Annotated in this window: 20 protein-coding genes; 13 read left to right on the forward strand and 7 right to left on the reverse strand. The window is 72.1% G+C overall.

The annotated features are described in order from the left end of the window. Positions 1-21: 21 nt before the first annotated feature. Together ACZ63J_RS44735 and ACZ63J_RS44740 are read right to left on the reverse strand one after the other, a co-directional pair. On the reverse strand, positions 22-2,973 hold the full coding sequence (locus tag ACZ63J_RS44735) for an AAA family ATPase (RefSeq protein ID WP_465402470.1): 2,952 nt from the start codon (positions 2,971-2,973) through the stop codon (positions 22-24). Next, positions 2,970-4,121: an exonuclease SbcCD subunit D gene (locus tag ACZ63J_RS44740; RefSeq protein WP_465402468.1), complete on the reverse strand. Its 1,152-nt coding sequence runs from the start codon at positions 4,119-4,121 to the stop codon at positions 2,970-2,972. Before ACZ63J_RS44740 ends, ACZ63J_RS44735 begins: the two co-directional genes overlap by 4 nt. 226 nt (positions 4,122-4,347) lie before the next feature. Between ACZ63J_RS44740 and rmuC the strand changes: the two genes are divergently transcribed. Continuing rightward, entirely contained in the window at positions 4,348-5,262 is a 915-nt protein-coding gene (gene rmuC, locus ACZ63J_RS44745) for a DNA recombination protein RmuC (protein ID WP_465314280.1), read from the forward strand. Between the two features lie 1,177 nt (positions 5,263-6,439). Continuing rightward, positions 6,440-7,324 carry a DUF6542 domain-containing protein gene (locus tag ACZ63J_RS44750; protein WP_465402467.1) on the forward strand — a complete coding sequence of 295 codons (885 nt, stop codon included), beginning with the start codon at positions 6,440-6,442 and terminating at the stop codon, positions 7,322-7,324. Between the two features lie 62 nt (positions 7,325-7,386). Here ACZ63J_RS44750 and ACZ63J_RS44755 read toward each other — a convergent pair whose 3' ends face one another. Further along, entirely contained in the window at positions 7,387-8,382 is a 996-nt protein-coding gene (locus tag ACZ63J_RS44755) for a 4-hydroxy-3-methylbut-2-enyl diphosphate reductase (protein WP_257926457.1), read from the reverse strand. Between the two features lie 151 nt (positions 8,383-8,533). Between ACZ63J_RS44755 and ACZ63J_RS44760 the strand changes: the two genes are divergently transcribed. The 6 genes from ACZ63J_RS44760 to ACZ63J_RS44785 all read left to right on the forward strand — a co-directional run bounded on the left by ACZ63J_RS44760 (position 8,534) and on the right by ACZ63J_RS44785 (position 13,008). Then, on the forward strand, positions 8,534-9,265 hold the full coding sequence (locus tag ACZ63J_RS44760; protein ID WP_465402464.1) for a lipid droplet-associated protein: 732 nt from the start codon (positions 8,534-8,536) through the stop codon (positions 9,263-9,265). Next, positions 9,262-10,497 carry an exodeoxyribonuclease VII large subunit gene (gene xseA, locus ACZ63J_RS44765; protein WP_465314285.1) on the forward strand — a complete coding sequence of 412 codons (1,236 nt, stop codon included), beginning with the start codon at positions 9,262-9,264 and terminating at the stop codon, positions 10,495-10,497. Before ACZ63J_RS44760 ends, xseA begins: the two co-directional genes overlap by 4 nt. After that, positions 10,494-10,883 (forward strand): hypothetical protein, encoded by a 390-nt coding sequence (locus ACZ63J_RS44770; RefSeq protein ID WP_465314286.1) that lies wholly within the window; start codon positions 10,494-10,496, stop codon positions 10,881-10,883. Before xseA ends, ACZ63J_RS44770 begins: the two co-directional genes overlap by 4 nt. Next, the gene (locus ACZ63J_RS44775) at positions 10,880-11,104 is read left to right on the forward strand and encodes an exodeoxyribonuclease VII small subunit (protein WP_465336150.1); all 225 of its coding nucleotides are present in this window, start codon (positions 10,880-10,882) and stop codon (positions 11,102-11,104) included. Before ACZ63J_RS44770 ends, ACZ63J_RS44775 begins: the two co-directional genes overlap by 4 nt. Before the next feature lie 86 nt (positions 11,105-11,190). Further along, on the forward strand, positions 11,191-12,246 hold the full coding sequence (gene glpX / locus ACZ63J_RS44780) for a class II fructose-bisphosphatase (protein ID WP_465336149.1): 1,056 nt from the start codon (positions 11,191-11,193) through the stop codon (positions 12,244-12,246). Between the two features lie 9 nt (positions 12,247-12,255). Continuing rightward, the gene (locus tag ACZ63J_RS44785; RefSeq protein ID WP_465402462.1) at positions 12,256-13,008 is read left to right on the forward strand and encodes a S1 family peptidase; all 753 of its coding nucleotides are present in this window, start codon (positions 12,256-12,258) and stop codon (positions 13,006-13,008) included. Between the two features lies 1 nt (position 13,009). Here the strand turns inward: ACZ63J_RS44785 and ACZ63J_RS44790 are convergent, their stop codons facing one another. From ACZ63J_RS44790 to ACZ63J_RS44800, 3 genes are all read right to left on the reverse strand, one after another. Continuing rightward, on the reverse strand, positions 13,010-13,999 hold the full coding sequence (locus ACZ63J_RS44790) for an NAD(P)/FAD-dependent oxidoreductase (protein WP_465402460.1): 990 nt from the start codon (positions 13,997-13,999) through the stop codon (positions 13,010-13,012). Between the two features lie 67 nt (positions 14,000-14,066). Beyond that, on the reverse strand, positions 14,067-14,714 hold the full coding sequence (locus ACZ63J_RS44795) for a TetR/AcrR family transcriptional regulator (RefSeq protein WP_465314291.1): 648 nt from the start codon (positions 14,712-14,714) through the stop codon (positions 14,067-14,069). A 53-nt stretch (positions 14,715-14,767) separates the two neighbouring features. Continuing rightward, positions 14,768-16,078: a lipase family protein gene (locus ACZ63J_RS44800; RefSeq protein ID WP_465402458.1), complete on the reverse strand. Its 1,311-nt coding sequence runs from the start codon at positions 16,076-16,078 to the stop codon at positions 14,768-14,770. Positions 16,079-16,226: 148 nt separating this feature from the next. On the opposite strand from ACZ63J_RS44800, the gene ACZ63J_RS44805 reads away from it, so the two are divergent. Next, on the forward strand, positions 16,227-17,624 hold the full coding sequence (locus tag ACZ63J_RS44805) for a class II fumarate hydratase (RefSeq protein ID WP_465402456.1): 1,398 nt from the start codon (positions 16,227-16,229) through the stop codon (positions 17,622-17,624). Between the two features lie 4 nt (positions 17,625-17,628). Here ACZ63J_RS44805 and ACZ63J_RS44810 read toward each other — a convergent pair whose 3' ends face one another. Then, positions 17,629-18,654 carry an aldo/keto reductase gene (locus tag ACZ63J_RS44810; protein WP_465402454.1) on the reverse strand — a complete coding sequence of 342 codons (1,026 nt, stop codon included), beginning with the start codon at positions 18,652-18,654 and terminating at the stop codon, positions 17,629-17,631. Positions 18,655-18,753: 99 nt separating this feature from the next. On the opposite strand from ACZ63J_RS44810, the gene ACZ63J_RS44815 reads away from it, so the two are divergent. The 4 genes from ACZ63J_RS44815 to ACZ63J_RS44830 all read left to right on the forward strand — a co-directional run bounded on the left by ACZ63J_RS44815 (position 18,754) and on the right by ACZ63J_RS44830 (position 24,514). Beyond that, entirely contained in the window at positions 18,754-19,617 is an 864-nt protein-coding gene (locus ACZ63J_RS44815; RefSeq protein ID WP_465402452.1) for a helix-turn-helix domain-containing protein, read from the forward strand. A 52-nt stretch (positions 19,618-19,669) separates the two neighbouring features. Further along, positions 19,670-21,358 (forward strand): PstS family phosphate ABC transporter substrate-binding protein, encoded by a 1,689-nt coding sequence (locus tag ACZ63J_RS44820; protein WP_465402450.1) that lies wholly within the window; start codon positions 19,670-19,672, stop codon positions 21,356-21,358. Between the two features lie 40 nt (positions 21,359-21,398). Continuing rightward, the gene (locus ACZ63J_RS44825; RefSeq protein WP_465402448.1) at positions 21,399-22,931 is read left to right on the forward strand and encodes an ATP-dependent DNA ligase; all 1,533 of its coding nucleotides are present in this window, start codon (positions 21,399-21,401) and stop codon (positions 22,929-22,931) included. Positions 22,932-23,221: 290 nt separating this feature from the next. Then, the gene (locus ACZ63J_RS44830; RefSeq protein WP_465402446.1) at positions 23,222-24,514 is read left to right on the forward strand and encodes a S53 family peptidase; all 1,293 of its coding nucleotides are present in this window, start codon (positions 23,222-23,224) and stop codon (positions 24,512-24,514) included. The last annotated feature ends 80 nt before the right edge of the window (positions 24,515-24,594 follow it).

Consider the following 24,594-nt stretch of genomic DNA (forward strand, 5'->3'; position numbering starts at 1 on the left):
GCCTTCATCTTGTCCGAGTCTTCAGCCGGCACGCACCTCCACGGTCGAGCCCGTGCGGGACTTCCGGACGCGCAGCCGGGTCGGGATGCGCTGCCGCAGCTCCTCGACGTGCGACACCAGGCCGACGACCCGGCCGCCCGCGCGGAGCTCGTCGAGGATGTTCATCACGACGTCGAGGGTTTCGGCGTCCAGCGTGCCGAAGCCCTCGTCGACGAACAGCGTGTCCAGCAGCGCGCCGCCGGTCTCCCCGGCGACGACGTCTGCCAGTCCGAGCGCCAGGGCCAGCGACGCGAGGAACGACTCGCCGCCGGACAGCGTCTTCGCCGGCCGGATCGTGCCGGAGTAATCGTCCAGCACGTCGATGCCCAGGCCGCCGCGGGTGCCGCGCGCGCCGGCCGCGTCCGAGTGCACAAACGAGTAGCGCCCCTGGCTCATCGTCCGCAGCCGGTGGGTGGCGGCGACGGCGACCTCCTCCAGGCGCGCGGCCAGCACGTACGACCGTAGCGACATCTTCCGGCTGTTCTGCCCGCGCCCGTTGACCACGTCGGCCAGCGCGCGCAGCTCGGCGTACTCCGCTTCGGCCGGGGCGAGCCCGGCCAGCGCCTTGCGAAGCAGGCCGGCCAGCCGGTTCAGCTCCTTGTGCTGCGCGGTGGCGACCCGCAGCGCGGCGTACGCCGAGTCGGCGCGGGCCCGCGCCAGCTGCGCCGAGTCGGCCGCGCGGCCGACGTCCGCGACGTCGTCCGGCGAGATCCCGAAGAGGTCCGGTTCGGACAGCAGCGCCCGCGCTCCCGCCGCGGCCGCTTCGGCCTCGGCGATGCCCTGCTCCAGCTTCTCGATCTGTTCGTCCGGCAGCATCGCGGCCCGCGCCTTCTTCAGCGACGTGAACCCCTTCGCCTTGACTGCCGCCTCGACCAGCGTGCGTTGCTGGGCAACGCGTTCCCGGGCGCCCGCGACCGCCGTCCTGGCTTCGGCGACCGCTTCCAAGGCGCCGGCGAGCCCGATCAGGTGCGTTCGCCGGGCGCCGACGTCCGCGAACTCACCCCGCCCGGCGACCAGACGGCGTTCGCGCTCGGCGAGCCGTTCGTCCAGCGCCCGGACGTCGGCCGTGGCCTCGGCCATCGCCTGCTCGGCGCGGTGCCGCCGCTCGGTCCGCAGCTCGAGGTCGCGTTCCAGAAGGACGACCTGCTCGCCGAGCTTCGCCTTCGCCGCTGCCTGCTGCGTCAAAGAACCGACCGTGGCACGGGCTTCGGCCAGCTCGGCCGTGATCGACTCGGCCGTCCGCTCGCCCAGCCGCTCCAGCAGGCCCGCCAGCCGCGCCTTGGCCTCTTCCAGCGCGACGACGACCCGCTGCCGCACCGCGTCGGCGGCCTGCTCGGCTTCCTCGGCGGCCCGTTCCTCGGCCGGGTCGACGAGCTCGACGTCCCGGTTCGCGGGCGCCGGGTGCTCAGCCGATCCGCACACCGGGCAGGGCCCGCCCGCCGGCAGGGCGGCGGCCAGCTCGGCGGCCATCCCGTCGAGGCGCCGCTCACGCAGGTCGAGCCGGTGCTGCCGGGCCGCCTGATGCGCGTCGACGACTTCGCGCAGCTTCGCTTCGCCACGCCCGACTTTCGCGCGAGCCTCGGGCAGCTCGGCCGCGTCACGCGCGAAGGTCCTCAGCTCGTCGACCCGGGCGCGGGCGCCGTCGAGCTTCGCTTCCGCTTCGGCCGCCGCGAGGGCGTCCGACCGCAGTTTGCCCAGCTGGCCGGGGATCGCGGCCAGCTCGGCCGTGAGTTCTTCGACCTGCTGCCCGGCGGTGACGGCGGCCAGCTTCCGGTCGTCGCGCCGCATGACGTCGAGCTCCTGCTGCTCGGCCTCGGCGACCAGCTCCGCCACCGCGCCGGCTTCTTCGCGCGCGGTGGCCGCCCGCGCCTTCAGATCGCCGGTCGCCCGGGTGCCGAACTCGCGCAGCTCGGCCCCTCGCGCCTTCTCCGCCTGCTCGGCCTCGGTCAGTTCGGCGGCCCGGCGATCCAGCAGCTCGGCCTCGACGGCCACCCCGGCCGCCCGCCGCGCGGCCGCGACCTCCTGCGCCCACTCGGCGCGTTGCGGCGCCTGCTCGGTGATCTCGACGAGCCGCAGGTGCGCGGTGCGGACCCGCCGGATCTTCTCGGCGCCCGCGCGTTCTTCCTGCAGGTAGACGTCGGCGCGCTGCGCGGCCGACCGGGCCCGGTTCTCCTCCGCGGTGACCTGTCCGACGCGCTCTTCCGCCGTCGCGAGCACACTGCCGACCCACTCGGCCACGGCTTCTTCGGGCGGATCCTGCTGCGCCTCCTGCGCGTACCTCGCCAGCAGCTCCCGCACTTCGCCCTGGCGTTCCGAGAGCAACCGCCCGCGCTCGGCACGCAGGTCGACGAACCAGCGTTCGACGTCGGCGAAGCGCTCGGTGCCGAACAGCCGCTCCAGCAGCTTCTCGCGCTCGGCGGTGTCCGACCGCAGGAACCGGGCGAACTCGCCCTGCGGCAGCAGCACCACCTGGAAGAACTGGGCCGCGGTCATCCCGAGCAGCCGCTCGACGGTGCGCGCGACCTCCTCGATCCGGATCAGGCCCTCCGGCGGCAGGCCGGCGGGCGCGGTGCCGACCCAGCTCAGCGAGACGCGCGCCTGCTGGGTGGTCGTGCCCTCACCGCGTCGTTTCGGCCGCTGGTACTCCGGGTTGCGCACGATCTTGAGGCGGTGGCCCTGCACGGTGAGCTCCAGCGCGACCTCGGTGATCTGGTCGCGCTCGGCCAGATCGCAGCGAAGCCGCTTCGCCTCGTTGCGCGCGCCGGGGACCACGCCGAACAGCGCGAACGCGATCGCGTCGAGCAAGGTGGTCTTGCCCGCGCCGGTTTCGCCGTGCAGGAGGAAGAGGCCGTCGGCGCCGAGCACGTCGAAGTCGACGACTTCGCGCGCGCAGTACGGCCCGAAGGCCTCGACCTCCAGCCTGTGCAGCCTCATTTCGCGAGTGCCCCCCGGTCGGCCGCTTCGAGGGCGTGGAAAAGGAGCTTCTCTTCGCTCTCGGTCGGCGGGGCGCCGCGGCAGTCGTCGAGGAAGCTGCGCGAGATCTCGATGTCTGACCGGCCGCGCACGGCGTCGGAGTACCGCAGCGGGGCGCCGGCGGACCCGCCCTCGGGTTCCCATTCCAGGTGCACGGCATGGGGGAACCGCACGCGCAGCCGCCGCATCGCGTCGACCGGGCGCACCCGGTCGGTGACCGTGACCGAGAGGAAGTGGTCGAGGAGCGTGTCGTGTTCCGGCGCGACCAGCAGGCTTTCGAGCTCGCCGCGGAGGGTGGCCAGCTGGCGCGGGACGGGCAGCTCGTGCCGGCGGACCTCGGCGAGTCCACTGTGGTCCAGGTCGACCAGCCAGACGGATTTCCGTTGCCGCGCCTCGGAAAACGAGTATGCCAGCGGGCTGCCGGAGTACCGCACGTGCTCGGCGAGCGTCTGCGGGCCGTGGAGGTGGCCGAGCGCGACGTAGTCGACGCCGTCGAAGACCGAGCCGGGCACCTGCTCGACCCCGCCGACCGCGATCGTGCGCTCCGAATCCGTGGGTTCGCCACCGGTGACGAACGCGTGCGCGAGCACGACGGACCGGGTGCCCGGCCGGGTTTCGAGGTCCGCACGGATCCGGCGCATGGCCTCGGTGAGCACGCCGGTGTGGCCGCGCGCCTCCGGCACACCCAGCGCGTGGCGGGCCGGTTCCGGCTCCAGGTAAGGGATTCCGTAGACGGCGACCGGCCCGTGGTCGTCGTCGAACAGCACCGGCTCGGCCAGCCCGCCGACGGTGGTGCGCAGATGCAGCCCGCCCGCCGCGGCGAACTCCGCGAAGGCGCCGAGGCGGGGCGCCGAGTCGTGGTTCCCAGGGGTGACGACCAGCTGCGCGCCGGCCGCGCGGATCCGGGCGACGGCCGCGGTGGCCACCCGGACCGCCTCGGCCGAGGGCACCGCGCGGTCGTAGATGTCGCCTGCCACCAGGACGGCGTCGATCGCCTCGCCGGCCACGAGGTCGGCGAGGTGCCCGAGCACCGCTTCCTGTTCCGCGAGCAGGTCGGCGCCGTGGAACGTGCGGCCGACGTGCCAGTCGGAGGTGTGCAGGAATCTCACGGTGGCCAAGGTACGACCCGGCTCCGACGAAATCGCGCCGACTCGCCGCCGGCTCACTCGAACGTGTGTACTAACACGAGCGTGCGGATCGGACACGCCCTGCGTGCGGCCGATTTGTTTGCAGGTCAGCTACCCGGAGCGACGGAACGGGTGCGATTTTTGTCGGTGCGGTCCGCCATGATGTCCCCGCGGTCCGATCCAGGCGGCCCGGAGGGAGGAGAGACCAGTGGCGACAGTGCTGACCACGGCGGCGATCGTGCTCGCGGTCCTGCTGTTGTTCGCCGTGGCGGTGTTGTGGCGGCTGTACAACGACGGGATGCGCCGGGCGGACGCGGCGGCCCGGCTGGTGGCGGCGGAGCGGGCCAAGGCGGATCAGCAGCAGCTGGCGTTGCGGCGGTACGAGGTGGCGTTCGCGTCGATCAGCGGACGCGGCGAGCTGGGCGAGCAGGTGCTGGTCGAGACGGCGCGGGCGCTGGGGTTGCGCGAGGAGCTCCATTTCACGTTGCAGACCGACCTGGCCGGCGGCGGCGCGGCGAAGCCGGACATGGTGCTGCGGGTGGGCGGCGGCCGCACGGTGCCGGTCGACGCGAAGGCGAGCATGGCCACGTGGTCCGAAGCGGTGGAGACGGACAACCCGGAGGAGCGGCTCGACGCGCTGCGCACGCACGTCCGGCAGATCCGGTCTCGGGCGGCGGAGCTGGCGGGCAAGGGCTACCAACGCTGGGCGGACGCGATCTACGGCACGATCATGTTCGTCCCGTCCGACGCGGCGGTGGTCGCGGCGCTGGACACCGACCCGGAGCTGCTGCGCTGGCTCATCGACCGCCGGGTGTTCCTGTGCGGCCCGACCGGCTTCGGAGTCCTGGCCTCGGCGGCCCTGTTCGCGGCCAGCGACCGAACACTCGAAGCAGACATCGACGCGGTCCGCACAGGAGCAGCGGCGGCCCACCGCGCAGCGGGCGGCGCGGTGGACGCGCTGAACCTGTCGAGCACCCATCTCCAGCGGTTCCTGTCGGCCCGGAGGCGAGAGCTGGAGGCGTTGGAGACCTTCCGGGCGACGGTGGCTCCGCTCAGCGAGGCGTCGGGGAGCCCGGCGCCGGTTCCTCCGGTGCGGAAGGGGGACGAACTGGCGGCTAGCTGAGGTTTGGCGGCGGCTGGCTCTTCGCGCCGGGTCGCGGTTGGACGGCGGGTCCTCGGGCCGGGTCTCGGACGGATGGCTCGGGTGTCCGGAGGTCGGTCGGCGAGGTGATCGCTTGGGTACGCGAACCGACCGATCGGATGCCGCGGGGAGTGCCATGGCGGGGCGAGGCCGCGATGGCGAGCGGACTGCGGCCAGGGCGGGATGGCCCGCGGCAGTGCTGGCAGTGCGCGGGTCGGTGGCCACGGCGGCAATGCTGGCAGCGCAGCGGCCCTGCGTTCGCGGCCAGACATGGTGCCCCGCGAGATAGCGATATGCGCGACGGCGCGGCCGCGCAGCAAACCTGCGCTCGCAGCGCTCGGCGGCCCTCGTTCGGGCCGGCCAGCCCTCGCGGCGGGACTCGGCACCGGGCGAGGCCGATGTGCGCGGTCGCGCAGCGAGCTGCGTCGCAGCTCGCCTCGTCACCCGCAGGGTGACTAGGTGCTCGGCGGTGCGTGGGCGCAATCGCACGCACCGGCCTGCGCTCGCGCCAACTGCGATGGCGAGGTTCGGCTAGCCACTCGCCCCCACCACTCGGCAACGTGTGGCTCACCTGGCGGCTGCGGTGACCGGCGACCGCCGCACAGCCCGGCAGGCTGCGCTCGCGGTGCCCCAGCGGCAGGTCACGGACGGACTCGCTTGCCCTGGCGAGGCGGCAGTAAGTGCGGTCGCGCAGCGACTCGCGCCAGCCGAGGCAGCGGGTTGCCGCCGACGCCCCCGGCCCTCGGCGACCCTGGCTCGACCGGCCGGCGGCCACAGCGACCACCGCACAGCCCGGCGGGGCTGCGCTCGCGGCCGCCCAGCGGCAGGTCGCAGCGAAGCTCCGCATCCAGCGACCACTCATCGCCGCAGCGGTGCGTGAGCGGGAACACCGCCGCGCCAGCCGCCCAGCGGTTCGCGCTCGACCCCTCGACATCCGAGCGCACCCACCCCGCCAAACCACACCCCAACGCCCCCACCTGCGACAACCCCGCCCCGGCACCTCGATCCGAAAGGACTGGACCACCACGACAGCACCACCCCGGCGCCACCACAGCACCACCCCGCCCCGCCACCGGAATCACGCCGCCGGGTGGCGATACACCCACGTCGGCGGCGGTGCTGGCAAGATCTTCACAACCACGAGATACGGTGTTGTGCTGTGACCGCGATTCGCGATCGCCAGAGCGATCCAGATGCCGACGACGTCCCCGTGCCGTGGGACGAGCGTCCTGTCGTCGGTTCGAGGCGGGGGCTTCCGTGGTGGGCGGCGGTTCTCGTCGGCCTCGGGCTGGCCGTTGTCGGCGCCCTCGTCGGGAAGCCGACCCAGACCACCATCCCCGTGATCTTCACGGTCCTCTACGTCGGCGGGGCCGTGATCGCGGTCTGCGCGGTGCGCCGCCGGGGGCTGTTCGGGCCGATGGTCATGCCGCCGCTCGTGCTGGCCGTGACCGTGCCGGTTGTGATCCTGCTGACCTCGGGGTCCGAGGGCGACGACACGCTCTCGAAGGTGCTGAGCATCGGCACCCCGCTGATCAACGGCTTCCCGATCATGGCCATCACCACCGGCATCACGCTGCTGATCGGGTTCGTCCGGATCGCCCGCGAGCGCGACCCGGACGCCCCGAAGAAGGCCAAGCGCGCCGCCGCCGACGACGACGGTGACGAGAAGCCGCGCGCGAACCGGCCGCGGCCGGCGGGCTCGAACCGCACCGGCCAGACCCCGGTGCCGCCGAGCCGGCGTGGCCGGGAAGGCGAACCGCCCCGCCGGCCGCGCCCGCCCGCCGAGGGTGAACGTCGTCCGCAGCGGGCCGCGCCCGCCGAACGTGACCGTGGGGCGCGCAAGCCGCCGCCCGCGGCGGGACGTAGGGCGCCGCGGCCGGACGAAGGTGATCCGCGCCGCCAGCCTCGCGCTGCCGGTGATGCTCCGCGGCGACGTCCGCGTCCGCCCGCGGAAGACGGCCGGGACACGCCGCCGCGGCGGCCGTCCGGGGGCCGGGGGGCGCCGCCGCGCCGGAACCGTCCTTGGGACGACGAAGACCGCTGAACCCGAAACGGCGGCCACCTCCCGCGAGAGCGAGAGCGGGAAGTGGCCGCCGTTCACCAAGCTCAGACCTTGCGCAGCTCCTTCGGCGGCGCGAAAGTGATCTTCTCGTTCGCCGTCGTGACCTCGTTGACGTCGCCGTAGCCCCGCTCGGCCAGCCAGGCCAGCAGGTCCATGACCAGCTCGTCCGGCACCGAAGCACCCGAGGTGACCCCCACCGTCGTCACGCCGGAAAGCCAGGCTTCGTCGACCTCGTGCGCGAAGTCGACCAGGTACGACGCCCGGGCGCCCGCCTTCAGCGCCACCTCGACCAGGCGCTTCGAGTTGGACGAGTTCGTCGACCCGACCACCAGCACCAGGTCGCACTCGGCGGCCATCGCCTTGACCGCGACCTGACGGTTGGTCGTCGCGTAACAGATGTCGTCGCTCGGCGGGTCCGCCAGCCCCGGGAAGCGCTCGCGGAGCTGGTCGACGCGCTCCATCGTCTCGTCGACCGACAGCGTCGTCTGGGACAGCCAGATCACCTTCGACGGGTCGCGCACCTCGACCTTGTCGACGTCCTCGGCCTTGTCGACCAGCTGGACCTTGTCCGGCGCCTCGCCGGCGGTGCCCTCGACCTCCTCGTGGCCTTCGTGGCCGATCAGGAGGATGTCGTAGTCGTCCTTCGCGAAGCGGTTGACCTCCTTGTGCACCTTCGTCACCAGGGGGCAGGTCGCGTCGATCGTGCGCAGGTTCCGGTCCGCCGCCTCCTGGTGCACCATCGGCGAGACGCCGTGGGCGGAGAACACCACGAGCGCGCCCTCGGGCACCTCGGACGTCTCGTCGACGAAGATCGCGCCGCGCTCGCGCAGCGTCTCGACCACGTGCTTGTTGTGCACGATCTCCTTGCGGACGTACACCGGGGCGCCGTAGACCTCGAGAGCCTTCTCGACGGCGATCACCGCGCGGTCGACACCCGCGCAGTAACCACGGGGTTTGGCCAGCAGCACCCGCTTGCCGGAGGCGGTTCCGGTGATCGTCGGGGTACCCGCGGGCTCGATTCCGGGACTCGCTGAACTCATGGCACCCAGGGTACGGGCAGTCCCGAGACGAACTCGAAGTCCCTTTCGGGTGAGCTTCGTCCCTCTTCAGAGCTGTGCGTGGGGTCACGCTCAGCACCCGAACCCACCCTTTCGGTTGGGCAGGATGGCGTAGATGCGGCAGGCTATACGCATGAAGCCATTCCCGCTCCCCCTCCGGGTCGCCGCGGGCCTCGCCGTCAGCACCGCCGAGCGGGTTCGTGAGCTTCCCCGGCAGCTCGCCGGGCTCCCGGTGACCGTGGTCAGCCAGGTCCTGCAGGCGTCCATGCGGGTGCAGCAGCACGTCACCGAGCTGGCGATCAAGGGTGACAACGCCCTCTCGAGCCTGCGCCCGGTCGAGGACACGCCCAGCTGGGCGACCTTCGACGAGGACCTCGACGTCTCCCCCGCCCGGCCGAACCTGGCGCCGGTCGCCGACGTGCCCGAGCCCCGGTCCGAGATCACGGACATCAACGGTCACGTTCCGTCAGCGGCCGAGCTCGAAGAGGAGCTCGGCGACCCGTGGGCCGAGGAAGAGCGCGCGCTCGCCGAGGAGCACGCCGACGGCGAGAACGACGCCGCGGAGGAGAACAAGCCGAAGCCCGGCACGCCCGCGGTCGACAAGAAGACCAAGGACGAGACCCCGCGCACCAGCGCCGGCGGGTACGACGGCCCGGCCGGGCTGACCGGCTACGACCAGCTCACCCTCCCGCAGCTGCGGGCGCGGCTGCGCCAGTTCTCGATCTCCCAGCTCGAGACGATCCTCGACTACGAGCGCGCGAACGCCGACCGCTCGTCCTTCACCGGGATGCTCTCGCGCCGGATCGCCAACGCCCGCAAGGCCGAGCAGGCGAAGGAAAACGGCGACGGCACGGAAGGCCCGTGACCGAGACCGAAGCGAGCACCGCCGAGAAGCCCTGGCCGGTCCGGACCGTCGCGCGCAAGATCGGCGACTGGATCCACCGGCTCGGCACGGTCTGGGTCGAGGGCCAGGTCACGCAGGTCAACTCCCGGCCGAACACGCAGACCGCGTTCCTGACGCTGCGCGACCCCTCGGCCGACGTCTCGATGTCGGTCACCTGCCCGAACTGGCTGATCCGCGAGATGGAGCCGCCGCTGCGCGAAGGCGCCAGCGTGGTGGTGCACGCGAAGCCGTCGTTCTTCTTCGGCCGCGGCACGATCAGCCTGCGCGCCGACCAGATCCGCGCGGTCGGCATCGGCGAGCTGCTGGCCCGGATCGAACGGCTGCGGAAGCTGCTGGCCGCCGAAGGCCTCTTCTCGCCGCAGCGCAAGCGGCCGATCCCATTCCTGCCGAAGGGCGTCGGGCTGATCACCGGCCGCGCGTCGGCCGCCGAGCGGGACGTGCTGGTCAACGCCCAGACGCGGTGGCCGCACGTCCGGTTCAAGGTGCTCAACACCGCCGTCCAGGGCTCGCAGGCGGTGCCGCAGGTCATGCGCGCGCTGAAGATCCTGGACGCCGATCCTGAGATCGACGTCATCGTCATCGCCCGCGGCGGCGGCAGCGTCGAGGACCTGCTGCCCTTCTCCGACGAGGCGCTCTGCCGCGCGGTCTCGGCCGCCGGCACGCCGGTCGTCAGCGCGATCGGGCACGAGCCGGACACCCCGCTGCTCGACCACGTCGCCGACCTGCGCTGTTCGACGCCGACCGACGCGAGCAAGCGGATCGTGCCGGACCTGCGCGAGGAGACCGAGCGGGTCCGCCAGATGCGCGATCGCGGCCGCCGCGCGCTGCACGGCTGGGTCGACACCCAGACGCGGCTGCTGACCCAGATCCGCAGCCGCCCGTCGCTGGCCGACCCGCTGGGCCCGATCCAGCGCCGCCAGGACGACGTCGACGTCCACCGCGAACGCGCGCGCCGCGCCATGCTGACCCTGCTCGCCAAGGACCAGGCCGAGACCGCGAGCGCGCGGGCCCGGCTCACCGCGCTCGGGCCGGCCGCGACGCTGGCCCGCGGGTACGCGGTTGTGCAGTTCGTCGACGCCGAAGGCAACCTCCAGGTACTCCGCTCCGTCTCCGAAGTCGAGGCCGGTGCCCAGCTGCGCGTGCGGGTGGGTGACGGCGCGATCGGCGCGGTGGCGGAAGGAGAGCAGGGGTGACGTTCCTCCCGCTGACGGTGGACGCGGCTCGCCGCCTGGGCGCGTGGCCGCTGCTGGACCAGGCGGTGCGCACCGACCGGGCCGCGGCCGAATGCTGGACGGCGCTGCTCGCCGGCTGCGGGACGGCCGCGCGCCGTGACCTGGGCCCGCAGCTGCGCCGGCTGTCCGAAGCGACGTCGATGCAGGTCGGTTCACGCTGGTGGTTCGCCGAGGGCGCCGGGCACCGCAAGCGCGTCGCGGGGGCGCAGGAGAACCTCGAAGAGGCGATCGCGGAGGGTGACGGCCAGGAGTTCGCGCTCGCCTTCGTCGGGTACGACCACGCCATGGCCAGCGCGGTAGTGTGCGCGCACAGCCCAAGCCGGAAGGTCGGAGAACGCCCAGCGTGAGTGAAGCCAGCGAGGAACTCGGCTACGAGCAGGCCCGGGACCGCCTCGTCGAGGTCGTCCGCGAACTCGAAGCCGGTGGCCTGTCCCTCGAGCAGTCGCTCGCGCTGTGGGAGAAGGGCGAGAAGCTCGCGAAGGTGTGTGAGCGCCACCTCGAAGGCGCCCGCGAACGCGTCGAGGCCGCTCTGGCGTCCGTCGAGGACGAAACCGGCAACGGCCAGTGACGTTTGCCATGCTTCGGGCGACTGGACCGACCCGCGGTATCTGAGAGACTGGGCGTCCGCCGAACTCGCTTCCCCGGGAGGCCCGCATGACGACCCCCAGCGCCCCACAACGCCGTGAAGCGCCCGACCGCAACCTCGCGATGGAGCTGGTCCGGGTGACCGAGGCCGCCGCGATGGCCGCCGGCCGCTGGGTCGGCCGCGGCGACAAGATCGGCGGGGACGGCGCGGCCGTCGACGCGATGCGCCAGCTGGTGTCGACGGTGTCGATGCGCGGGGTCGTGGTGATCGGCGAGGGCGAGAAGGACGAAGCGCCCATGCTGTTCAACGGCGAAGAGGTCGGCAACGGCGACGGCCCGGACTGCGACGTCGCGGTCGACCCGGTCGACGGCACCACGCTGATGGCCAAGGGCATGCCCAACGCCCTCGCGGTGCTCGCGGTCGCCGAGCGCGGCGCGATGTTCGACCCGTCCGCGGTGTTCTACATGGAGAAGCTGGCCGTCGGGCCCGAGGCGGCGGGCAAGGTGGAGCTCGGCGCGCCGATCGCGGAGAACATCCGGCGGGTGGCCAAGGCGAAGAACAGCAGCGTCGGCGACGTCACGGTGTGCGTGCTCGACCGGCCGCGCCACGAGCAGATCATCAAGGAGATCCGCGACGCGGGCGCGCGGATCCGGTTCATCTCAGACGGCGACGTCGCGGGCGCGATCGCCGCGGCCCGCCCGACCACCGGCGTCGACATGCTGATCGGCATCGGCGGGACGCCGGAAGGCATCATCGCGGCCTGCGCGATGAAGTGCCTCGGCGGCGAGCTGCAGGGCCGCCTGTGGCCGAAGGACGACGCCGAGCGCGAGAAGGCCATCGGCGCCGGGCACGACCTCGACCGCGTGCTGCTGAACGACGACCTCGTGACCGGCGACAACGTCTTCTTCTGCGCCACCGGCGTCACCGACGGCGACCTGCTGCGCGGGGTCCACTACCGCGAGGGCGGCGCGACGACGCAGTCCATCGTGATGCGGTCCAAGTCCGGGACCGTCAGAATGATCGACGGTTACCACCGGCTCAACAAGCTGCGGGCGTACTCCTCGGTTAACTTCGACGGCCACCTGGACACGCCCGACGACGACATCGTGCCCCCGCTGCCGTAGAGGAGATCCGTGACCCGGCGACTGCTCGCCCTGCTGACCGCCGGCCTGTTCGTCCTGGTCACCGGCACCGCCGGGGCCGAGCCCGGCATCGTCGGGGGCGCGAACGCGAGTGAGCCGTACCCGTTCGCGGTGTCGCTGCACTCGTCGACGGGGAAGCTGTTCTGCGCGGGCGCGCTGATCGCGCCCACCTGGGTGGTCACGGCCGCGCACTGCGCGTTCGACAAGGCGCCGTCCGCGGTTTCGGTGCGGGCGGGGACGGCCGATTCGGGGCAGGGCGGGGAAGTCGCCCAGCTCGCCGACATCATCGTGAACCCGGCGTTCAACACGCAGAGCCCGGCGGGTGACATCGCGCTGCTGCGGCTGGCGACGCCGGTCAAGGCCGCGCCGGTCGCGCCAGCGACGGCCGCGTCGCCCGGCACGGCGACCCGCATCCTCGGCTGGGGCCAGACGTGCCCGAAGGTCAACTGCGGCCAGGTCCCGGCGACGCTGCAGCAGCTCGACACGCACATCGTCGAAGGCGCGAAGTGCACGTCGGTGTTCGACGGCACGGCCGAGCTGTGCACGGACAACCCGGGCGGCAAGTCCGGCGCCTGCTTCGGCGACTCCGGCGGCCCGGAGGTCGTGCGCGACGGCGACCACTGGCTGCTCGTCGGCGTCACGAGCCGGCCGGGCAACAACAGCCCGGAATGCGCGACGGCGCCGTCGATCTACACGTCCGTCGTCGCGTACCAGCCGTGGATCGCGGAGAAGACGAAGGCCTGACCTACTCCGCGTTGCTGGAGTGGCCCGGGAACAGGTGCGCGTCCGGGTCGAGGGCGACGGCGATGTTGTTGACGGCCGTCGCCGCCTCGCCGAAGCCGGTCGCGATCAGCTTGACCTTCCCCGGGTACGCGGCGACGTCGCCCGCGGCGTAAACGCGTTCGCGCGCGGTCGCCATCGTCGAGTCGACGGCGATGGCGCGGTGGTCGATCTCCAGCCCCCAGCTCTCGATCGGCCCGAGGTCGGCGGTGAACCCGAGCGCCGCGACCACGGAATGGGCCGGCAGCCGCTCGTCTTCGGCGCCCTTCACCGAGACGTCGACGGCTTCGAGCGCGCCACTCGCGTCCTCGACGAACCGCGTCACCTCGGCGTCGGTGATGATCCGGACGCCGAGCTCCCGCGCCTGCCGCACGATCGACTCGGCGGCGCGGAACTTGGCGCGGCGGTGCACGAGCGTCACGCTCGCGGCGATCGGGTGCAGCGCGAGCACCCAGTCGAACGCCGAGTCGCCGCCGCCGACGATCACGACGTGCTGGTCCGCGTGTGCGTCGAACGACGGGACGAAGTGGACCATGCCGCGGCCGAGCCAGCCGTCGCCGGCGGGCAGCGGACGCGGGGTGAACTCGCCGATGCCCGCGGTGATCAGGACCGCGCCCGCGCGCAGCGTTTCGCCGCCGTCGAGGGTGAGCTCAACGCCGTTTCCGAGCGTCTGCAGCTTCTCCGCCTTGCGCCCCAGCAGGTACTTCGGCGCGAACGGCGCGGCCTGCTTCACCAGGCCGTCGACGAGATCGCGGCCGCGGACCTCGGCGAACCCGCCGACGTCGTAGATCATCTTCTCGGGGTACATCGCGGTCACCTGGCCGCCGGGCTCGGGCAGTGAGTCGACGATGGCCATCGACAGCCCGCGGAACCCGGCGTAGTAGCCGGCGAAGAGGCCGGTCGGGCCCGCGCCGATGATCACGAGGTCGTACGAGTCCCCAGAAGCTTCAGTCATGCTCGCTCCAGCCAGTGGTGGATGGCGGTGATCGAGAACACAGCCGATCCTAGCCTTGCCGGGCGCGTCAGGCGGGGATGTCGCCGTGCCCGAACAGACCGAGCAGCCAGGTGTGGCGGATGGCTTCGCGAGCGCGGTCGTAGGCCTCGTCGGTGGCGAGCCAGATGGCCTGGGTGAGCAGCTCGATCGTCGCGGCGATGACGGTTCGCGCGGTGAACGGCGGCGGGAGCGGCAGGTCCGGATCGGTCGTGCGCAGCCAGGCGGCCGTCCGGTCGAACACCGCTTCACTCGCGCGCAGCACTTCTTCACGCGCTTCGAGGCCCGCGTCGCCGAGGGCGTAGATCTCCAGGAGCACCGCGCGGGCGACCACCGGGCGGCGGCGCACGTACCCGACGACGAAGTCGCCGCACGCGGTCACGGCGGCCAGCGGGGTCGGCGCCTCGGCCGCGACGGCGACTCCTTGGTCGAGGAACTCCCCCGTCAGCGCACGGTAGGCGGCGAGGAAGGCGTCCTGCTTGCCGGTGAACTGCTCGTAGAACGACGTACGTGACACTCCCGCGGACGCCGTGACGTGGCCGACCGTCGTGGCGGCGTACCCGCGTGCCCCGACGTTGGCCAGCACCGCCTCGACCAGCCGGGCGCGCTGGGCCCCGGCCACTTCCTCACGGCTGAGGCTGTGCGGCCCCTTGGGCAGCCGGCGGTCCTGGGTTCTCATCCGCGGCACCGTACCCGGCGGACCGGCCGCGAGGACCGGTCCGCCGGTGAGCGTCAGGCCGGCTCCTCCGGGGCCAGGGAGTTCCCGGCCGGGATGTGCCCGCAGCTCGACGGCGCCGCCTTGCCCGCGAAGCGGTCGACCAGCCACGCGATCGCCGTCGGCGCCCAGGCCGCCGCACCGCCGACGTGGCTGAGCAGGTCGTACTGCGTGTACTTGATCGAGCCGTTGCCGGTGGCGCAGTACTGCCGGGCGAGCGCCCGCACGTCGCCGGCCACCATCACGCCGTCGCCGGTGCCGATGCCCGGGAGGTTGCTCGTGGTCCCTTCGAGGAACCCGGCGTTGCCCTGGGCGATGAAGCCGGGGACCGACGGCGTCGGCGCGGACCCGATGTTGACCTTGTTGACCGCGTCGACGAACGGCGCCACCGAGTTCGGGTTCGCGTACTCCGGCTTCGCGATCTTCTGCCACGTCAGCCCCGGGTACCGGCCGAGGGCGTTGATGATCGACGCGTGCTCCAGGTCGTCGAGCACCTTCAAGCCGTACGGGCTCGCGTACGGCCGCAGGTCGATGCCGAAGCCGCGCGCGACGCCGATCAGCGCCATCGGGATGACGCCGGACCAGACCGGGCTCCCGCCGACGTACTTGAGGTTGTGCGCGGGGTCGACGAGCACACCGCCTTCGGTGAAGCCGACGAGCTTCCGGTTGACGTCGGGGGCGTAGCTCGGCGCGAGCGCGGCCGCCCAGCCGGTCGCGATGGCGCCACCCGAGTACCCGAGGAGCCCGAACTTCGTGCCGTCGTTCATGCCGGTGGCGGCCGAGCTCGTCACGGCGCGGATCGAGTCGAGCGTGTTCGTGCCGTACTCCGGCCCGGCGGCGAAGTTCGCGGTCTGCCCTTCGGTGTCGGGCACGACGACGTTGTAGCCCAGCAGGAGCGACGGGAGGAGCAGCAGCGACTCGCCGTTGGGCAGCAGGCCGCCGAGAGTGACGTCCCCGGCGATCGCCCGCGACGGCGCGTCGGCGGGGTCGAGCGAGTCGTAGGCCGACTGGTACGACACGGCTTTCGTGGTGTCGCCGGTGATGCTGCGGACGACCGAGGTGACGTTGGCGGCCGGCCGGCCCTGCGCGTCGGTGGTGCGGTAGAGCAGCTGGATGGCTTTCACCGGCGTCGCGAGCCCGACGACGTGGTAGTTCAGCGTCCGGGTCTTGAGGACCGTCCCGGGCGCGTACGACGACAGCGGCGTGCTGCCGTCGTAGGAGTAGAAGGAATCGGACGACGCGGCGGCGGCCGGGCTCGCCGGCACGAGGGCGGCGGTCAGCGCGAATGCGGCGGTGAGCGCGGCGAAACGAACGCGGTTACGGATCATGACTCCCCTTTGAATCATGAGGTGGATCACGCGGATCGCCGTAACCTACCAGCGAGTAGGTGTCGTGTACAGCCGCGTACACGATCGACGGAACGGGGTGCGCAACGCCACCACGCGGCGACCCGCGAAAAGGTCCAGAATCGGTGTCATGGCTGACCAGGAATACCGGATCGAACACGACACCATGGGCGAGGTCCGCGTGCCGGCCGCCGCGCTCTACCGCGCGCAGACCCAGCGGGCCGTCGAGAACTTCCCCATCTCCGGCCGGGGCCTGGAGCGGGCCCAGATCCGCGCGCTCGGCCTGCTCAAGGCCGCCGCCGCGCGCGTGAACCAGAAGCTGGGCGTGCTCGACGCCGACGTCGCGGAGGCCATCGCGGCCGCCGCCGACGAGGTCGCCGAGGGCGCCCACGACGCGCACTTCCCGATCGACGTCTTCCAGACCGGCTCGGGGACGTCGTCGAACATGAACGCCAACGAGGTCATCGCGACGCTGGCGACCCGCGCCCTCGGCCGGGACGTGCACCCGAACGACCACGTCAACGCGTCGCAGTCGTCGAACGACACCTTCCCGACGACCATCCACGTCGCCGCGACCGAAGCTGTCCTCAAGGACGTCATCCCCGCGCTGGAGTACCTCGCCGGCGCGATCGAGGTGCGCGCCGCGGAGTGGGCCGACGTCGTGAAGTCCGGCCGCACGCACCTGATGGACGCCGTGCCGATCACCCTCGGCCAGGAGGCCGGCGCGTGGGCGTCGCAGGTCCGGTTCGGCGTCGAACGGCTGAAGTCCGGCCTGCCGCGCCTCGGCGAGCTGCCGATCGGCGGCACCGCCGTCGGGTCCGGCCTCAACGCGCCGGACGGCTTCGGCGCTTCGGTCGCCGCGGAGCTCGCCACCGTGACCGGCCTGCCGCTGACGGAGGCCCGCGACCACTTCGAGGCGCAGGCGACGCAGGACAGCGTCGTCGAGACGTCCGGGCACCTGCGCACGATCGCCGTGTCGCTGAACAAGATCGCGAACGACCTGCGCTGGCTGGGTTCCGGCCCGCGCACCGGCCTGGCCGAGCTGGCGCTGCCGGACCTGCAGCCGGGCTCGTCGATCATGCCGGGCAAGGTGAACCCGGTGATCCCGGAGGCCACGCTGCAGGTCGTCGCGCAGGTGATCGGCAACGACGCGGCCGTCGCTTTCGCCGGCGCCGCGGGCAACTTCCAGCTGAACGTCAACCTGCCGGTGATCGCCCGGAACGTCCTCGAGTCGGCGCGCCTGCTCGCCGCCGTCTCGCGACTGCTGGCTGACAAGGTTTTCGACGGCGTCAAAGCCAACGTGGATCGCGCCCGTCAGTACGCCGAGGGCTCGCCGTCGATCGTGACGCCGCTGAACAAGTACATCGGCTACGAAGAGGCCGCCGCGGTCGCGAAGCAGGCTCTGAAGGAGCTGAAGACGATCCGCGAGGTCGTGATCGAGCGCGGGTATGTGAAGGACGGCAAGCTCACCGAAGAGCAGCTCGACGAAGCGCTCGACGTCCTCCGCATGGCCCGCGGCGGCAAGTGACTCCCTACCGCCGGCGCAGGCGCTTGTCCGCCAGCGCCGGCGGGGTGTAGTCCTTCTCGGCCGAGTTCAGGTCCGTGCCCGGCGGGACGATCTCGTCGATCCGGTCCAGCACCTCGTCGTCCAGCACCAGGTCCGCGCCCGCGAGCAGGTCGTCGAGCTGCGACGGCGTGCGCGGGCCGATGATCGCCGACGTCACGCCCGGGTGCGCGCGGACGAACGCCGTCGCCAGGTGGGTGAGCGGGCGGCCCAGGTCGTCGGCGATCTTCTTCAGCTGCGCGATCGCCTCGAACTTGACGGCGTTCTCCGGCAGCGCCGGGTCGAACTTGTGCGCCTGCAACGTCCGGCGGCCTTCGGAAAGGTCCACATCGGACGGTTGCAGGTACTTGCCCGACAGCCAGCCGCTGGCCAGGGGGCTCCACGTCAGCACGCCCATGCCGTACTTCTGCGCGGTCGGCAGCACCGCGGCCTCGATGGCCCGGTTGAAGATCGAGTACGGCGGCTGCTCGGCCCGGAACCGGGCCAGGCCGCGCTTTTCCGCCACCCACTGGGCTTCCACGATCTGCTCGGCCGGGAAGTCCGACGACCCGATCGCGCGGACCTTCCCGGCGCGCACGAAGTCCGTGAGCACCGAGAGGGTTTCCTCGATGTCGGTCGTCGGGTCCGGCCGGTGGACCTGGTAGAGGTCGACGTAGTCGGTGTCGAGCCGCCGGAGGCTGTCGTCGAGCGCGCGGGTGAGCCAGCGCCGCGAAAGCCCGCCCTGGTTGGGGTCGGACCCCATCTGGAAGAAGCCCTTGGTGGCCAGCACGACCTCGTCGCGACGGCCCTTCAGGGCCTGGCCGACGATCCGCTCGTTCTCGCCGTCGCTGTACATGTCCGCGGTGTCCCAGAAGTTCACGCCGGCGTCGAGCGCGGTGTGCAGCATCCGGACGCCCTCCTCGTGGTCCGGATTGCCCCACTTGCCCAGCATCATCGCGCCGAACGCGTACTCGCTGACCGAGATCCCCGTGCCGCCCAGAATTCGTCGTTTCATGCCACCACCCTGCGGCGGACGGAAAGCACGGACCAGGTCACGCTCAACCTGGGTCCGCCAGTACCAGGCGGGCCGCCGCGAGCCGGGGATACTGGAGGCATGAGTGACGCAGCCGAGCTGGGCGCCTTCCTGAAGGCGCGCCGCGCCGCACTGGACCCCGCCGACCTGGGCCTGCCGCCCGGGATCACGCAGCGGCGCGTCAAGGGCCTGCGCCGTGAGGAGCTCGCACAGCTGTCCGGCATCAGCGTCGACTACTACACGCGGCTGGAGCAGGGCCGCGCGAAGAACGTCTCGGACGCGGTTCTCGACGCGCTGGCCCGCGCGCTGCGGCTCACCTCCGGCGAGGAGGCCTACCTGCGCAACCTCGCCGCGCCGAGGCGCCGGGACGAGCACGCGCCGCAGCGGGTCCGGCCCGAGCTGCAGCAGCTGCTCGACGCCATCCAGGCGCCCGCGTTCGTCTTCGGCCGGTACCTGGACGTGCTCGCGTGGAACCCGCTCGGGGGTGCGGTCGCGTTCGCGTTCGCCGACCTCGACGAGCTCAACATGCCGAAGCTCATCTTCACCGACGAACGCGCGAAGCAGCTGCACCCGGAGTACGACGCCGTCTGCCGGGAGCTCGTCGCGAACCTGCGCGCGGAGAGCGGCAGGCACCCCGGTGACCCGCGGTTCGCCCAGCTGATCGGGGAGCTCTCCCTGGCCAGCGAGCAGTTCCGGAAGCTGTGGGCCGAGCACGCGGTGCAGGAGAAGGCGCAGGGGTGGAAGGTGCTGCGCAACCCCGTCGTCGGCGAGCTGCGGCTGCGGTACGAAACGCTGCGTCTGCCCCAGGATCCCGACCAGGGCCTGGTGATCTACCACGCCGAACCCGGGTCGGAGACCGAGCGCGCGCTCGGCCTGCTGGCCAGCTGGATCACCGCCGGTGAACGACCGGTGAACACTCGGCAAGCACGCACCCACCCGGCGTGACCGCTGCCTAGGCTGCTGCATCTGGGGGAGCCGGGGGCAGAGGAGCAGCACGGTGGGCGTCGGCGCGACGATGCAGTCTCTCGCCGAGATCCTGAGCTCGGACTCGGGCAGCCTGGTCCTCGGGCTCGCCGCGCTGGTCGCGATGGCCGCGCCGTTCGTGGACCGCTACTTCATCCGGCGCCGGCGCATGACGTTCCGGGTGCTCTACAACTCCAAGATCGGCCTCTCCCCGATCGACCTGCACGACGGCGAGAACGGCTCGGCGCAGGCGGCGCCGCAGCTGGAGCAGATGGCCCGGCTGCTCGAGCGGATGAGCATCGTGGTGATCCGCGTCCACAACACCGGCGGGTTCGACATCGCGCCGGAGGACTTCGAGATCCCGCTCTCGTTCACCTTCGGCAGCCGGATCGTCTGGGACGCGCGGGTGTCCGACGCCACCGACGACGGCCTGCGCCAGCACGTCCGCGACGGTCTCGAGTTCTTCACGCGCGACACCGCGACCCCGCAGCCCGCCGAAGGCGTGAAGCTCTCTCGGGTGCGCGCGCTGCTGCCGAAGCGCTTCGCCGGGCTCGTCGCGTCGGAAGCGCCGCCGCCCGAAGCGCCCGAGTGGCACGGCGTCCGGTTCGCGCGGCTTTCCTTGAAGCGCAAGGAGAAGTTCAAGCTGGTCGTCGTGCTCCGCGAGTCCGAGGGCCACGACGGCGAGATCAGCAAGGAGATCGACCACCACGCGCGGCTCGCCGCCGGCCGGATCAAGGACGACCGCAAGCAGCGCCGGTTCGGCTGGCCGGTGATCACGACGGCGGTCGGGGTGCTGCTGACCGGCGCGCTGCTGGCGACGCTGATCGTGTCCTGGTCCCGGCCGGCGGTCGACAGCGCGCTGTGCGCCACCGGGAAGCTGTCGGTCCAGGGGTCGAGCGCGTTCGTCCCGATCATCAACGGCATCGCCGGCGAGTACCACAGCCAGTGCGACGGCGCGGCGATCACGACCCAGGCGACCGGCAGTGTCACCGGCGTCCGCGCGCTCGCCGTCGTCGACGCCGCGGGCAAGGACGAGCTGGCGGTGCTCTCGGACGGCCGGTCGGGCGAGGCCGGCCCGGAGCTCGAGGCGAAGGCCGTCGCGGTGGTCGTGTACAGCCTGGTCGTCAACCGCGCGGCCGGGGTCGACAAGCTGACGACCCAGCAGGTCAAGGACATCTTCAGCGGCCGTGTGCGGAACTGGGACCAGCTGCGGCCGGGGCCGTCGGTGCCGATCGGGATCGTCGGGCGCGGGCAGGAGTCGGGCACGCGCAAGACGTTCGAGCAGAAGGTGCTCGGCGGCGCGGAGGACCGGCTGACGTCGGACTCGTGCCGCAAGCCCGAGCGCGACCCGGCGGCCGCCACCACGCGCTGCGAGCGCGGCACGACCGCCGAGGTGCTCACCGAGGTCGCTGCGGTCCCGGGTGCGATCGGGTACGCCGACGTCCCGGCGGCCAAAACCGCGGCCGCCCGCGACCAGCAGGTGAGCGTCGTGCAGCTCGACGGCCACTACCCCGACGTCACGACCGTGGACGCCGGGTACCGCTTCTGGACCGTCGAGTACCTGTACACGAAGGGCGTGCCGTCGAACGGGAGCGTGCTGAAGCGGTTCCTGGACTACCTGGCCAGCCCGACCGCGCGGGCCGAGCTGCAGGACGCCGGATACACGCCCTGCGTCGCCAAGGACGGCCTGCTCGACCCCCTCTGCACCAGGCCGGACATCTGATCGGCAGGAAATTGTCGGTGGTGCGGGTCATGATGTCGGGGTGTTGCTGAGCGAGATAGTCCGGGCGTCCGCCGAGCTGGCGGCGACGAGGTCCAGGAAGGCGAAGATCGCCCTCCTGGCCGCGGTGCTGCGCGCCGCCGAGCTCGTCGAGCTGCCGGTGGTGATCGCGTACCTGACCGGGCAGACGGCGCAGGACAGGCTGGGGGCGGGCTGGCGCACCCTGGCCGGGCTCGGCGCCGGGTCCGCGCCCGATCCGGTCGCGACGGTGCTCGAAGTGGATTCCGCGCTGACCGAGGCGGCCGGGGTGGCGGCGGGCACGGGGTCCTCGGGCCGGCGGCAGGAGATCCTGCGGGCGCTGTTCGAGCGGCTCACGAAGAGCGAGCAGGAGTTCCTGTTCCGGCTGGTCACCGGCGAGCTGCGGCAGGGCGCGCTGGAGGGCGTGATGGTCGACGCGGTCGCGGCGGCGGCCGAGGTGCCGGCCGTCGACGTGCGGCGGGCGTTCATGCTGTCCGGGAAGCTGGGCGTCACCGGTGTCGCGGCGCTGACCGGCGGGCAGGCCGCGCTGGCGGAGTTCCGGCTGACACTGGGCACGCCGGTCAAGCCGATGCTGGCGTCTCCGGCGGAGTCGCTGGAAGAGGCCGTCGCCGAGCACGCCGAGGCGATCGTCGAGTACAAGATGGACGGTGCGCGGATCCAGGTGCACCGCCAGGGCGACGAAGTGCACGTCTGGACGCGGACACTGCGCGAGATCACCGGGAGCGTCCAGGAGCTGGTCGAGCTCGTGCGGGCGCTGCCGTGCGAGTCGGTGGTGCTGGACGGCGAGACGCTCGCGCTGACCGACGCCGGGCGGCCGCGGCCGTTCCAGGACACGATGAGCCGGTTCGGCAGCACGCGCGAGGAGCAGGTGAAGGCGCTGCTGCTGCGGCCGTACTTCTTCGACTGCCTGCACCTCGACGGCGTCGACCTGCTGGACGCGCCGCTGTCCGAGCGCAATGCGGCGCTGCGGAAGGTCGCCGGGGCGCACGTGATCCCCGGCGAGGTCGGTGTCGCGCGCGCGGCCGAGGTGCTGGAGGCGGCGATGGAGGCCGGCCACGAAGGGGTGATGGTCAAGGACCTGGCGTCGCCGTACGCGGCCGGGCGGCGCGGGCGCGCGTGGCTGAAGGTCAAGCCGGTGCACACGATCGACCTGGTGGTGCTGGCCGCGGAGTGGGGCCACGGCCGCCGCACGGGCACGCTGTCGAACCTCCATCTGGGCGCCCGCGACCCGGACGGCGGCCCGCCGATCATGGTGGGCAAGACGTTCAAGGGCATGACCGACGAGATCCTCGCCTGGCAGACGAGGACGTTCCAGGAGATCGAGACCCACCGCGACGACTGGACGGTGTACGTCCGTCCGGAGGTGGTGGTCGAGATCGAGCTGGACAGCGCCCAGGTGTCAACCCGCTACCCGGGCGGCCTCGCGCTGCGCTTCGCCCGGGTGGTCCGCTACCGCCCGGACAAGGACCCGGCCGACGCCGACACGATCGAAACGGTCCGCGGCCTCCTCCACGGCGACCGCCCAGAGGGAGGCTGACCTCCCACCCAGGCACGTGTCGTCCACCCAGGTACGCGTGTCGTCCCTTCAATCACGCGTGTCGTCCCTCCAATCACGCGTGATGCCCCTCCAATCACGCGAAATGCCCGCCCAGTCACGCGTGATTCCCCTTCCCACCCCTGAAAGGAGCCGCTACGAAAGTCTTGATCACGACATCGCGCGTCTTCGGGGTGCTTTCCTCCTAAAAGGAAAGACGAAAGTCGATGTTGCCTTCTCCCCGTCGTGAGCAGAGTGGCTGACGGAGTTTCCTTCAGCCACGGGAGAAAAGCATGAGACTGCGCGCTGTGTCCGGCTTGCTCGCGAGCACCACGTTGCTCGTGACCGCGTTCGCCGCACCCGCCGGCGCGACGCCGGTGCCGAGCACGCCGAACGCCGGGCACCAGCCGTCGAAGCACCACTTCTCGGCGGCCGCGCAGTCGTTCGTCGGCGCGAACACCGTCGAAAAGCGCGTCGCCAAGCTGGAAGCGGCGATGGCGTCGCTGCCGAAGGAAAGCACGGCGTACAACACGACGAAGCTGTGGAACGCCGGGATCACCGGCGCCGGCAGCACCGTCGCGACGCTGGTGTCCTTCGGCGACGACCAGGTCAAGCAGATCCTGGACACCTACTCGAAGAACCACGGCCTGCCGCCGGCGAACGTCGAGGTCATCGAGCCGTCCGGGGCCGTCCCGGCCTGCACCGACCCCGGTGTCGACACCGCCACCTGCCAGGGCTGGGGCGGCGAGACCGACCTCGACGTCACGATGATGCACGCCCTCGCGCCGAACGCGAAGATCATCGTCGCCGCGACACCGGTCGCCGAGACGCAGGGCTTCACCGGCCTGCCCGAGATGATGCACGCCGTCGACTACCTGACCGAGCACAAGCTGACCGACGTCATCTCGATGAGCTTCGGCACCACCGAAGAGAACTTCCCGTCGTTCGACTCGATCAAGACGCTCGACCCGGCGCTCGACCGCGCGAGCAAGGCCGGCATCACGATGGTCGCCTCCTCCGGTGACGACGGCCCGACCGGCGGTTACCTCTACGGCCCGGGCAACTACCCGTACCGCGTCGCGAGCTGGCCGGCGTCCGACCCGCGCGTCACGACGCTCGGCGGCACCCAGCTGCACCTCGACGCGGCCGGCAACCGCACCAAGCCGGACGACGTCGTGAACGTCAAGGACAACGGCTTCTCCGAAGGCGCGGGCCTCTCCAAGACGTACGCGCGGCCGAACTGGCAGGACGGCGTCAAGAAGATCACCGGCAGCAAGATGCGTTCGTTCCCGGACATCAGCATGGAAGGCGTCTTCGGGACGTCGCAGTCCGCGCCGCTGTTCGCCGGGGTGCTCGCGCTGGCCGTCCAGGCCAAGCACGGCAAGCTCGGCCAGATCAACCCCGCGCTCTACACGAAGCTGGGCCCGGCCGGCGCCAAGGCGGGCATCGTCGACGTCACCGAAGGCGACAACAGCCAGGACGGCGTCACCGGCTTCACCGCGGCGAAGGGCTTCGACATCGCCAGCGGCTGGGGCACGGTCGACGCCTCGGTCTTCGTTCCCGCGCTGGTCAAGGCGCTGAAGTAGACCACCGGGTGGGGGGGGGGGGGGGGGGGGGGGGGGGGGGGGGGGGGGAGGGGAGGGGAGGGGGGGGGAGGGGGGAGTGG

The sequence above is a fragment of the Amycolatopsis sp. NPDC104863 genome (genome assembly GCF_055582965.1).

Bases quoted from the DNA above. Each gene is read 5' to 3' on its own strand.
- ACZ63J_RS44735 (WP_465402470.1), bottom strand. From the start codon at position 2,973: ATGAGGCTGCACAGGCTGGAGGTCGAGGCCTTCGGGCCGTACTGCGCG.
- ACZ63J_RS44755 (WP_257926457.1), bottom strand. From the start codon at position 8,382: ATGAGTTCAGCGAGTCCCGGAATCGAGCCCGCGGGTACCCCGACGATC.
- ACZ63J_RS44760 (WP_465402464.1), top strand. From the start codon at position 8,534: ATGAAGCCATTCCCGCTCCCCCTCCGGGTCGCCGCGGGCCTCGCCGTC.
- glpX (WP_465336149.1), top strand. From the start codon at position 11,191: ATGACGACCCCCAGCGCCCCACAACGCCGTGAAGCGCCCGACCGCAAC.
- ACZ63J_RS44790 (WP_465402460.1), bottom strand. From the start codon at position 13,999: ATGACTGAAGCTTCTGGGGACTCGTACGACCTCGTGATCATCGGCGCG.
- ACZ63J_RS44795 (WP_465314291.1), bottom strand. From the start codon at position 14,714: ATGAGAACCCAGGACCGCCGGCTGCCCAAGGGGCCGCACAGCCTCAGC.
- ACZ63J_RS44800 (WP_465402458.1), bottom strand. From the start codon at position 16,078: ATGATCCGTAACCGCGTTCGTTTCGCCGCGCTCACCGCCGCATTCGCG.
- ACZ63J_RS44805 (WP_465402456.1), top strand. From the start codon at position 16,227: ATGGCTGACCAGGAATACCGGATCGAACACGACACCATGGGCGAGGTC.
- ACZ63J_RS44810 (WP_465402454.1), bottom strand. From the start codon at position 18,654: ATGAAACGACGAATTCTGGGCGGCACGGGGATCTCGGTCAGCGAGTAC.
- ACZ63J_RS44815 (WP_465402452.1), top strand. From the start codon at position 18,754: ATGAGTGACGCAGCCGAGCTGGGCGCCTTCCTGAAGGCGCGCCGCGCC.
- ACZ63J_RS44830 (WP_465402446.1), top strand. From the start codon at position 23,222: ATGAGACTGCGCGCTGTGTCCGGCTTGCTCGCGAGCACCACGTTGCTC.